Below are 11728 nucleotides of genomic sequence, written 5' to 3'. Positions count from 1 at the left end.
CTCCTCAGCGTCTGTCGGCCGGCAACTGTGCGGCTTTGTTCACGTCATACCACCAGTTTTCCAGCCCGGTAGCATAGGCAGGCTTGATTTCAGGACGCGAAAACTTGTCCCAGTATGCCAGCCTCTGCTCGGCGTTGTACCACATTGGGATCATATAAGCATTCCACAGCAAAATGCGATCCAGCGCCTGACCGAGGGGTAACAGGGCTTTTTCATCCCCCTGATGTGCCACAATCTGTTTAATAAAGTGGTCGATCAGCGGATCCTGCACCCGCGCGGTGTTCCATGAGGATTTGATAAAATCGGACTGCCATAAATATTGTAAATCTGTTGAGGGCCACGGCATCGCCTGATAAGCCGACGGGATCATATCGTAATCCCCTTCACGTAAACGGCGCAGATACTGTGAGCTGTCTACCTGACGCAGTGTCATTTGAATACCAAGGCGTGCGAGGCTGTGCTGGAAAGGCAGAGCCCAGTCATTATTGGGGCCGCTGCGCATCAGCAGTTCAAAGCGGAAGGGCTGACCGGTTTTATCATTCACCAGTTGTTGGTTTTTAATCTGCCATCCCGCTTGCTTCAATAGGTCCACGGCTTTCAGCAGGTTGCCGCGATCAAATCCACTGCCATCCGATTTCGGGGGGGCGTACTCACCGTCAAACACGTCAGGCGGCAACTGGGCTTTGTAAGGGGCGAGCAGGATCAGTTGCTCTGCTTTCGGATAGCCTACCGCCGCATACTCGGTGTTTTGGAAGTAACTGCTGGTGCGCTTATAAGCGCCATAAAACAGCGCCTTGTTCATCCATTCAAAATCAAATGCCAGCGTCAGCGCCTGGCGGACGCGGCGATCGGCAAACAACGGCTTCTCATTGTTAAACGCCAGCCAGCGGGTATCCGTGGCGGCTGTATTCGGTGTGGTTGATTTAACAATGGCATGGTTCTCGAAATTACGACCACGATACTGCGTGGCCCATTTTTTTGCCGAACCTTCCTCACGCAGATCGTAGGCACCCGCTTTGAAGGCTTCAAATGCCACATTGTCATCGAGGTAGTAGTCATAGCGTAAAGTATCAAAATTGAAGCGCCCGCGGTTAACCGGCAAATTGGCGGCCCAATAATTCTTCACTCGGCTGTATTCGATGAACTGGCCAGACTTATAGGCAGTGATGCGGTAAGGCCCACTCGCGAGCGGCGGATAGCCAATCGGCTCATTGAATTTTTTATTCTGCCAGAATTTCTCAGGTAACACGGGGAGCGTCAGCCAGTTTAAAATCAGGTCTTTGTCGGGCTTGGCCATATCAATACGCACCGTCAGACGGTTCAGTGCTTTCACCTCTACTCCGCGAAATGCAATGCGGAATTGCGGCACGCCTTCGGTCATAAACTTCTGGAAAGTAAAGGCGACGTCCTGTGCGGTAATCGGACTGCCATCCTGAAAGCGTGCATGCGGATTGATTGAGACTTCCATCCAGTGGTAATCACTGGGATAGCGCGCGGATTCGGCGATCAGGGGGTAGAAGCTGCCCGGTTCATCATCAGCAGTGGTGAACAGCCCATCATACAGCGTGTCGGTACCCGCTCCCGGATTCCCACGTGAGGCGTAGCGGTTGAAGTTATCGTAAGTGCCCACCACGGCCAGCGTCATCTTTCCGCCTTTCGGTGCAGCAGGATTGACGTAATCGTAATGACTGAAATTCACCGCATACTTCGGCTCGCCCAGCTTGGCAAAGGCATAACTCTCATTGATGGTTTCAGCATGCAGTGGCGCAATGGCTATACAAACCAGCAACGCTGTGACAAGACGCAGCAGCATAAGTGGGGCGCTCTCCTCTGGTGTTCCGCACTGTATGGTAGCAGTTTCGTGACGATGGCGTGACGTTAACCCAACGCAGCCTGTTGCTGATAGTAACTGATCAGGTTTTCCGGGCGTAGCGGGCGGCTAAACAGATACCCTTGCAAATGCGTCACCCCGCGATTGACCAGCCACGCGGCTTGATCGCCGGTTTCAACCCCTTCAGCCACGGTTTTCAGATTGAGTTTTTTCGCCAGCAGCAACACCGCATCCAGCACCGGTGATGTCACCGTTTCGGTGCCAATACTTTGCACAAAACCGCGATCGATCTTCAGGTAGTCAAACGGGTATCTTTCCAGATAGATCAATGCGCTGTGGCCGGTACCGAAGTCATCAATGGCTATCTTGATGTCATGCTCATGCAGCCAGGCAAAGATTTCTCCTGCGTTCTTTTCGCCCACCATCGTGCGTTCCGTGATTTCAAACACATACTTGAAGTGGTCAGCGGGCATCTCCGCAATCCACTCCTGTACGTGCTGGCGGAAACTGTCTGAGGCGAGATGCAAAGGGGAAAGGTTTAAACTCAAGCGCGTGCCACGCGGCAACTGTTGGCTTAAAAATCGGGCATCACGCGCGACCAGTTTAAACAGATGCTGGGTGAGGGGAATAATCAGGTTTTGTGCTTCGGCATTACTGATAAAGGCATCGGGTGGGATCATTCCTTCAGTGGGATGTGTCCAGCGCAGGAGCGCTTCGACCCCGTAAGGTTGGCCGTCGTGGGCGGTCACCAGGGGCTGATATTCCACATGAAACTGTCCGCGTTTAATCCCTTGCATAATCTCTTTACCGGGACGCTGATAGAGTGTCAGCAGCATCCAACTGGCACCGATCATAAACAGCGTGGCCAGTAGCCCGGTCAGCAGAATCAGATGATAGTCACGTTGCGCCAGGGTGCTGCCATAGACCACAAAGCGCATGTCATTATTTTTAAATCGCATTTCAGCCAGAGCAGGGGGGAGATCGCTGACGTTCACCACCTGGTTTTTACCGCTGAGCAGCGCTTTGTTGCCAATCACCAGCGCCATTCCGGTGATCTCTGGGTGGTAAGACGCCATAAGTTGATAAGGCGTCAGACTGATATTCATAGTGGCAAGAATGCCGGTTTCGGCTGAACCTGGACTTTTCATCCACAGCGCCAGTGCCGGTTTGGTCGGCAGCAATGGCGTGCCTGGCATCAGTTTTATGTCGCGGTCACGTTCCAGCTCAGAGTCTGGAGAAATATCATTAGCAGGCAGCAGAAAGGCACCAGTGGCAGAGGAGCAATAGGCATTGCTGTCGCGCACCAGCAATATGGCGCGAATGTTGCCGGCAAAAGCGGCACGGGAGGTGAGTTCACGGCTGACGCTACTGCAGGATAATTGGGTGTACTGTTGTAAGGGATACAGGGTATCGACCAGGGTTGACATCACCTGTTGTAAATCGTCGCGGCTATGAATCAGCAACTGTTCATGTTGTTGTACGCGTTTTTGCCAGGTTAGCGTCAGCAGAACCGTCACAAACAACAAAAAGAACACGCCGCCGATAATCGCACTACTCCAGGCGATACGGCGCGAATAGGTTGCATGACGTTTTAACGTCCCCGACAGTGGCATGGAGTGCATTCCCCTTTGTGGTGCCATTTTTATTATGTACATCGTGCACTACTGCTCGCTGGTGTCTGGCGTTGAGCGCTGCGTATTCACGGCGTTGTGCACCGGGCTGGAACGCAAACTGCTTCGGCCAGTAAGCAAACGAGAATATAACGAGGTCGCGCGAAAAGTCTCGTTATATTTTTGATTCTCAATTACTTTTTATCTATTGGATTTGAGTTAAGAAACTGCAGGCGAAAAAAAACGCTGCCGTGGCAGCGTTTTCTGATTCTCTGGCTGAGAGGATCTTCAAAAGGATACGTTAGCTCGGGTTTTTAGCTAAAACCCGACGTGCTTCGCGATAACGCGTTTTCCAGTAACTGTCGTTTAAACTGGAGATCATCACACCACTGCTGGTGGACGCGTGTACGAAGTTGTCATTGCCGAGATAGATGCCAACATGACGACCCGTCGAACCTGCGCGGAACATGACTAAGTCACCCGGACGCAGTTTGCTGCGTGAAATTTCTTTACCGGTATCCTGCTGCTCGGATGTTGAGCGTGGCAAATCTAAACCAAACTGCTCGCGAAAGGTGCGCTGAACAAAAGCAGAACAATCAATGCCGCGTTTGGTGTCGCCGCCTAAGCGATAACGTACACCTTTCCAGTCACTGTACTGTTCCATGATGCGGGACTTAACGTCCACGTTCTGCACCATTTGTTCAAATTCGTCCTGAGACGCTTGAAGTAAAAAACCATTCTGGTTGTTAACTTCATGATTCTCGTTATTCGCGTTCTGACCGTTATGCGTACTGCTACATGCCGATAAAAGTGTTGCTAATGCTACTGCGGGAAGGATCCGCCTGAGGTATCTCAGTATTGGTTGAGACTTGACCATTATACGTGTGTTCCTTTGATGTCCTTACGACACAATGTCGTCAGCCAGATGACAAAACGGGTTCGAGATTAATAAGTACGACCGCTTAAGACAATTCCTTAATTACTAAAATGTGTTAATGAACACATTTTTGTTTCATAAGGCACCGAATTTTATGCTGCACTCTCACTAATCGGATTTGAGGTTAACCGATTACAGACCGCGTGGCGAGTGCTTTTATATAAATTTTTATAGGTTTTATTGATGTGAAATCAATTCGTAACACAATGGCTACTTTATCATCAACTGGTAGCGAATTAGCGACCAATAAGCGGTGTTATAAGGGGGTAATTCTGGCGCTAAGGCCGATTTTGAGAGGGTTCTGACTGGACAGCTTAGGAAAAGGGCTATTGTTATCAATTTTTCATCATAATGTTTTCTTTTAATAGAAAAAGCTTAGCGTGCTAATAATGAATTTCAGAATTCGATAAGCGCGGATGATCGACTTTTATGATTATTGTCATCCGCGCTTAACAATTATGTGCGCGGCTTATATTTCCCTGGCAGGGCGCGATTAAGCCAATTCACCAGTTTGTCGCTGGCGGGCGTTAATAACCACCAAGGCAATCCCACCAGAACTACGGACAGTGATCCCACCGCAACATCGGTAAACCAGTGCGCGCCCGCCATGATGCGTGGCAGGCCAAATATCACCACAATCAGCAATGCCACCAGAAAGGCGCGGAAACCAAAATAGCGCCACATAAAGCAGGCGAAAATAATCAGCATCATGCCGTGGTCACCCGGGAAACTGGCGCTTGAGGCATCTTTGGCCGGAATACCGGTCAGTTCGCTCACGCGATGGACATTTTCAAAGAACAGCGTCGGGCTGACATGCTGTACCGGAATCAGGTGACCTAACTGATTCAACACCACCGCCGTCAGTAGCATGGTGATGCCGATGGCCAGCATACGACGCTGACCCTGTGGGGTTTCACGACGCCAGAACCACAGATACAGCAGGCCCATGGCCAGCAGCGAAACCGCGTCAAAACCGCGGAAGTTGGTGATCGCCACCAGCAGTGCAAAACCGTGGTGCACCACCATCTGATCGTTGAAGCCAAAGAAGATCGCTTTATCGACACCAAACCAAAATCCGTGGTCTGGCGGCAGATACCAGGAAAAGAACAACATCAAACCCAATGCATTGAGCAGCAGGATGGTGATTAGACGAGATGCGCGCATAAAAAATAGACTCAAAATGAAAAATAACGGGGCAACCTAACGCAGCTATTTTAAACGAATCTTCAACAAAGCGGTTTGCAAAAGGTTCCAGTCAACGGATTGATGATGGATTAACTCAATGCGGCTGTCCGGTGGCGTCGTCGTGCGGGTCTCCATAAAGAAGTCCTCACCCTGGCGATTGATGTTCACCAGACCATCGGCGGTACGCAACACGCCCTTAACCCGATCGACCGGTGCATGCCGCGCCCACTCTAGCGCGGGGATGGTATCGAATACGGTATCAGCATCAAAAATCCAGCCGCAGGCTGCGTATCCCTGGCCTTCATTAAGCGCGCGTCGCCAGCGTGCAGACCCTTCCAGCTTCAGTGCCGCAAGCCCCTGAGGACGAGAAGAGTGCTGGTGATGTACCGCTTCGGGAACCGCACGATCCGCCAATCCAGGCTGGCACAACAGCGCGGGGTCGATATGGCCCCAGGCAGATTCCACTAACTGACGATCACCCAGATTCTGCTGTTGCCATGTGGCTAAACGCTGGCGATCTTCATCGCTCCAGCGATCGCTTTTGTTGGCAATAACGATATCAGCAGCGGTCAGCTGATCGCGGAAATTTTCATTTTCGACCACGCGTTGATCGGCCAACTGGCGCGGGTCAAGCAGAGTGAGGGTTGCATCAACCTGAATCCAGGGTTGATAGACGGCTGCACGTAGCATATCGAGCAACTGTTTGGGATGGCCAAGACCGGTGGGTTCAATAATGAGGCGGTCGGGTTTGGTCTGCTTCAACAGCATATTAAGCCCAACCTGTAACGGCAGACCGTTGACGCAGCACATACATCCGCCGGGGATCTCTTTCAGCGTGGCGCCCCGATCGGCAAGCAGCGCGCCATCAATGCCGATCTCGCCAAACTCGTTAACCAGGATCGCCCAATTTTCGTTGGCTGGTTTGTTGGCAAGTAGATGGAGCAGCGTAGTGGTTTTACCGCTGCCGAGAAATCCGGTTATTACGTTAACGCGCGTCATGACAAACTCCCTATTCAGGCGCGCGGACAACACATCCGGCGCGCACCCCGTTGTTATACTATAACAACCTTCGGCGGCCGGATAAAATCGTGCGGTTAGTCCGCGCGACTCATATAGCGGCGTTCCGCAATATGGATACGAATGCGATCGCCATTGCTCAAATACTCAGGCACCTGAATGGACAATCCGGTGCTCATGCCTGCGGGTTTGGTACGGGCACTGGCAGATGCGCCCTTGATGCCCGGCGAGGTATCGACAATTTCCATATCCACGGTTTGCGGCAGTTCCAGCGCCAGCACCTGACCTTCCATGGTTAATACCTGAATGCCCGGAATGCCACCTTCTGGAATGAACAGCAGCTCTTCTTCAATCTGCTCTTTCTTGAAGATGTAAGGTGTGTAGTCTTCATCATCCATAAACACATATTCGTCACCGTCTATATAGGAGAAGGTAACGGCGCGACGGCTAAGTTGGATGGCATCGATAATATCGTCGCCTTTAAAACGCTCTTCCACTTTCAGGCCAGTGCGCACATCGGTAAAACGCATCTTATACAGGGTTGCCGCACCGCGTGCGCTGGGGCTCTGCACATCAATGTCTTTCACCAGCAACAGTTTGCCGTTCCAGGTGACAGCCATCCCTTTTTTGATTTCATTTGCCTTTGGCATGGTGTGTGACTCGCTTAATGAAGGTTAATGCGCGCCACGTTACTCGCGCCGTGAAAAACAGGCAAGTGAGGCGACGTAAAATTGTTGTCTGTGCATGGCATTCCTCGTGCTGGGCTGCTATTGTCGCGACGAAATCCTTGCAGGAGCGCATGATGTTTTGTCGTGACCAGTGCGGTGCCTGTTGCACAGCCCCTTCCATCTCTTCCCCCATTCCCGGAATGCCGCACGGCAAGCCGGCTAATACCCGTTGCGTTCAGCTTGACGACAATCAACGTTGCAAGATATTTGGCTCTCCTTTGCGCCCAGCAGTCTGTGCCGGATTGCAACCCAGCGCTGAAATGTGCGGCAGTAGCCGTGATGCGGCGATGACGTTCCTGCTAAAGCTGGAAGCCGATACCGCTCCCTGAGTCGTTGCTGACGCTTTGCTGAAGAACTGGCCTAAACTGACTATTGCGTTACAGCAAAAATGTCAGCTTTCAGGGTATGAAAAATCTGAAATCCAAACTGAAGTGTGCGGAACATCAAAAATCTGCTACGCCGATTGCGCATTTTCTTGCCTGCCTAACGTTGCTGTACCATATTCCCTGAAACGTTTCAGCGTTGTCGTCGCGGCTAAGTCCGCAGCGCGCAGCGTATTTTTTCGCCATTAAGCTGAACCGATTCAGTTTCAGCAAGCGAGGAGAAATATGTTCCAGCTCGAAGTTCAGGCCATTCATACCGGTGCGCAGGCACAAAATAAAGAAGAGGCAATCCGCCAGGTTGCAGCTGCGTTAACCGCGGCAGGCAATGTGTCGGAAGGCTACGTTAACGGCATGCTGGCGCGCGAACAGCAGACCACCACGTTTCTGGGCAATGGCATCGCGATCCCCCATGGCACCACTGATACGCGTGATCTGGTGCTGAAAACGGGCGTGCAGGTCTATCAATTCCCGCAAGGTGTGGATTGGGGCGACGGCCAGACGGCCTATGTTGCCATCGGTATCGCCGCAAAATCAGATGAACATCTTGCGCTGCTGCGCCAGCTCACCCACGTTTTAAGTGATGACAGCATTGCAGAGCAGTTGAAAACCGCCTCAGCTGAAGATTTGCGTGCATTGCTAATGGGCGAGAAGCAGGCGGCTGAATTCAAATTCGATACTTCACTGATTGCAGTAGATATCGCAGCCAGTGACCTCATTACCCTACAGGCGCTGAACGCAGGGCGTCTACAGGCCGCAGGCGCGGTAGAAGCATCGTTCGTGGCTGATGTGGTATCCCGTACACCGCTCAGTCTCGGCCAGGGTATCTGGTTAAGCGACAGTACTCACGGCAACCTCAACAGTGCCGTTGCGGTGAGCCGTACGGCCACGCCATTTGTTCATCAGGGTGAGAACGTCGCACTGTTAGTGACGGTTGCCGCCAGCGATGAACGCCCGCTGGAGGTGCTCGGCTACCTGAGCAACCTGCTGCTGAACAACAAAGCTGAACGCCTGCTGAAAGCAGATGCGGCAGGCATTCTGGCACTCCTGACCAGTGAGGTGGACGAGACAGCAGACCTGCTGACTGCTGAATTCACCATTCGTAACGAGCACGGACTGCATGCGCGTCCAGGCACGGCGTTGGTCACCGTTATCAAACAGTTCAACAGCGATATCACCGTCACCAACCTTGATGGCAGCGGCAAACCGGCTAACGGACGCAGCCTGATGAAAGTGGTGGCGCTGGGCGTGAAGAAAGGTCATCGCCTGCGCTTTACCGCCAGCGGTGAAGACGCACAGCAAGCCTTAAACGCCATTGAAGAAGCCATTAATTCAGGCTTGGGCGAGGGGGTTGCATGAGCCGTCGTGTTGCCACAATCACGCTTAACCCAGCCTACGATCTGGTGGGTTACACGCCAGAAATCGAGCGTGGTGAAGTTAACCTGGTGAAAACCACCGGCCTGCATGCTGCAGGTAAAGGCATTAACGTTGCCAAAGTGCTGAAAGATCTCGGTATCGACGTCACGGTTGGTGGATTCCTCGGTAAAGAGAATCAGGATGGTTTCCAGCAATTATTCAGCGAGCTGGGCATCGCCAACCGTTTCCAGGTGGTGCAGGGCCGTACCCGTATCAACGTGAAGCTGACAGAAAAAGACGGTGAAGTCACTGACCTGAATTTCTCTGGCTTTAATGTCACAGCGCAGGACTGGGATCGCTTCACCGCAGATTCACTCACCTGGCTGGGTCAGTTTGACATGGTGTGCGTCAGTGGCAGCTTACCTGCAGGCGTGGCACCAGAAGCGTTTACTAAATGGATGAGCGACCTGCGCACCCTGTGCCCGTGCATCATCTTTGACAGCAGCCGTGAAGCGTTGGTGGCCGGCCTGAAAGCCGCGCCGTGGTTGGTGAAACCGAACCGCCGTGAGCTGGAAATCTGGGCCGATCGCAAACTGCCAACCCTGCAGGACGTGATCGAAGCTGCGCACGAACTGCGTGAGCAGGGCATTGCTCATGTGGTGATTTCCCTTGGTGCGGAAGGCGCACTGTGGGTGAACGCCTCTGGCGAATGGATCGCCAAACCGCCAGCCTGTGAAGTGGTCAGCACCGTAGGCGCGGGTGATTCGATGGTTGGCGGCCTGATTTACGGCCTGCTGATGCGCGAATCCAGCGAGCATACGCTGCGCCTTGCCACCGCCGTGGCTGCGATGGCGGTTAGCCAGAGCAACGTTGGCGTTACCGACCGTACCCAGTTGGCCGCGATGATGGCGCGTGTCGACTTACAACCCGTTAACTAACAGCAGGAGAGCGATAATGAAAACGCTGCTGATAAAAGATTCTTCACTGGGACTGGCATCAGGACATTTGGCTTTAGAACGCCTGCGGGCTGCCGCTGCTCAGGCGGACCTGACCCTGACCGACAACGTGGCCGACGCTGAGCTGGTGCTGGTAGCTGGCCAAAATGTGCCAATTGATGCAGGGCTGGCGGGTAAAACTGTGGCCCTGGTGGATGTCCAGCAGGCGCTGCGTGATCCGCTGGCGGCAATCAATCAGGCCAAGGCGAGCGCGCAGGTATGGCAATCGGCGGCTGTGACAACTGCACCGACAACCGTGCAGAGCAGCGGGCAGAAACGCATCGTTGCTGTTACCGCTTGCCCAACCGGCGTGGCGCATACCTTTATGGCGGCAGAGGCGATTCAGGCCGAAGCCACCAAACGTGGCTGGTGGGTGAAAGTGGAAACCCGCGGTTCTGTCGGTGCAGGCAATGCCATTACACCGGAAGAAGTGGCCGCGGCCGATCTGGTGATCGTAGCAGCCGATATTGACGTTGATCTGGCGAAATTCGCCGGTAAGCCGATGTATCGCACCTCGACCAGCCTGGCATTGAAAAAGACCGCGCAAGAACTGGATAAAGCGCAGGCTGAAGCCAAAACCTATCAGCCGAGCGGCAATCAGGCGGCGAGTACGCAGAGTGACAGCAAAGAGAAAGCCGGTGCCTATCGTCACCTGTTGACGGGCGTGTCTTACATGCTGCCAATGGTCGTCGCGGGCGGCTTGAGCATTGCGCTCTCCTTTGCCTTTGGTATCACGGCGTTTAAAGAGCAGGGCACGTTAGCCGCAGCCTTGATGCAAATCGGTGGCGGCAGCGCGTTTGCGTTGATGGTGCCAGTGCTGGCGGGCTTTATTGCTTTCTCGATTGCGGACCGTCCTGGCCTGACGCCGGGTTTGATTGGCGGTATGATTGCCACCAGCATTAACGCGGGCTTCCTTGGCGGTATCATTGCCGGTTTCATTGCTGGTTATGCCGCGAAGATGCTAAGCAGTAAGGTCAAACTGCCACAGAGTATGGAAGCGCTGAAACCGATCTTGATCATCCCGCTGGTCGCGAGTTTGATCACCGGCTTACTGATGATCTACGTGGTGGGCAAACCGGTTGCGGGTATCATGAGCGGCCTGACCCACTGGCTGGCAAACATGGGCACCGCCAACGCGGTTCTGCTCGGCGCTATTCTCGGTGGCATGATGTGTACCGATATGGGCGGTCCGGTGAACAAAGTGGCTTACGCCTTTGGTGTTGGTCTGCTGAGTTCGCAAACCTATGCACCGATGGCCGCGATTATGGCGGCCGGTATGGTGCCGCCGCTGGCGATGGGCCTGGCGACGATTGTTGCACGTCGTAAGTTCAACAAAGGTCAGCAGGAAGGCGGAAAAGCGGCACTGGTACTCGGCTTGTGCTTCATCTCAGAAGGTGCGATTCCGTTTGCCGCCCGTGACCCAATGCGTGTACTGCCGTGCTGCATCGTGGGTGGCGCAGTGACCGGTGCGATTTCCATGGCGATTGGCGCGAAACTGATGGCACCACACGGTGGTCTGTTCGTGCTGCTGATTCCGGGGGCGATTACGCCAGTGCTGGGTTACCTGATGGCAATCATCATCGGCACCGCCGTGGCGGGTCTCGGTTACGCAGTGCTGAAACGTCCAGAAGAAGAGCTGGCGAAAGCAGCTTAATCTCAAAACCAGGCACATAACGTAGCGGCGCATTT

The 11728-nt window shown here is 53.4% G+C and carries 10 protein-coding genes; 4 read left to right on the top strand and 6 right to left on the bottom strand.

The window, feature by feature from the left end; translation table 11 throughout:
• Positions 1 to 4: 4 nt before the first annotated feature.
• The 6 genes from ACPUC8_RS02315 to yeiP form a co-directional block, all read right to left on the bottom strand.
• On the bottom strand, positions 5 to 1813 hold the full coding sequence (locus ACPUC8_RS02315) for an extracellular solute-binding protein (protein WP_494925522.1): 1809 nt from the start codon (positions 1811 to 1813) through the stop codon (positions 5 to 7).
• A 65-nt stretch (positions 1814 to 1878) separates the two neighbouring features.
• A complete protein-coding gene (locus tag ACPUC8_RS02310; protein WP_039333743.1) occupies positions 1879 to 3444 on the bottom strand; it encodes a cyclic di-GMP phosphodiesterase in 1566 nt (521 codons plus the stop codon).
• 298 nt (positions 3445 to 3742) lie between these two features.
• Positions 3743 to 4318 (bottom strand): bifunctional murein DD-endopeptidase/murein LD-carboxypeptidase, encoded by a 576-nt coding sequence (mepS, locus tag ACPUC8_RS02305; protein WP_039333745.1) that lies wholly within the window; start codon positions 4316 to 4318, stop codon positions 3743 to 3745.
• Positions 4319 to 4834: 516 nt separating this feature from the next.
• The gene (locus tag ACPUC8_RS02300; RefSeq protein WP_039333747.1) at positions 4835 to 5542 is read right to left on the bottom strand and encodes a phosphatase PAP2 family protein; all 708 of its coding nucleotides are present in this window, start codon (positions 5540 to 5542) and stop codon (positions 4835 to 4837) included.
• A 45-nt stretch (positions 5543 to 5587) separates the two neighbouring features.
• Positions 5588 to 6562, bottom strand: coding sequence for a CobW family GTP-binding protein (locus ACPUC8_RS02295; RefSeq protein ID WP_039333749.1), 975 nt, complete (start codon positions 6560 to 6562; stop codon positions 5588 to 5590).
• A gap of 95 nt (positions 6563 to 6657) precedes the next feature.
• On the bottom strand, positions 6658 to 7230 hold the full coding sequence (yeiP, locus tag ACPUC8_RS02290) for an elongation factor P-like protein YeiP (protein ID WP_039333751.1): 573 nt from the start codon (positions 7228 to 7230) through the stop codon (positions 6658 to 6660).
• Positions 7231 to 7382: 152 nt separating this feature from the next.
• On the opposite strand from yeiP, the gene ACPUC8_RS02285 reads away from it, so the two are divergent.
• From ACPUC8_RS02285 to fruA, 4 genes are all read left to right on the top strand, one after another.
• Positions 7383 to 7637, top strand: a complete 255-nt coding sequence (locus ACPUC8_RS02285) for a YkgJ family cysteine cluster protein (protein WP_071885732.1) — start codon at positions 7383 to 7385, stop codon at positions 7635 to 7637.
• Positions 7638 to 7916: 279 nt separating this feature from the next.
• Positions 7917 to 9047, top strand: coding sequence for a fused PTS fructose transporter subunit IIA/HPr protein (gene fruB, locus ACPUC8_RS02280; RefSeq protein WP_494925521.1), 1131 nt, complete (start codon positions 7917 to 7919; stop codon positions 9045 to 9047).
• On the top strand, positions 9044 to 9982 hold the full coding sequence (gene fruK, locus ACPUC8_RS02275) for a 1-phosphofructokinase (protein WP_038645831.1): 939 nt from the start codon (positions 9044 to 9046) through the stop codon (positions 9980 to 9982). Before fruB ends, fruK begins: the two co-directional genes overlap by 4 nt.
• A 16-nt stretch (positions 9983 to 9998) precedes the next feature.
• A complete protein-coding gene (gene fruA / locus ACPUC8_RS02270; protein WP_494925520.1) occupies positions 9999 to 11693 on the top strand; it encodes a PTS fructose transporter subunit IIBC in 1695 nt (564 codons plus the stop codon).
• Positions 11694 to 11728: the final 35 nt, after the last annotated feature.

This window comes from Pantoea sp. CFCC18177, assembly GCF_059412425.1.
Note: the sequence above shows the minus strand (reverse complement) of the source record. Positions and strands in the feature narration are given on the sequence as shown.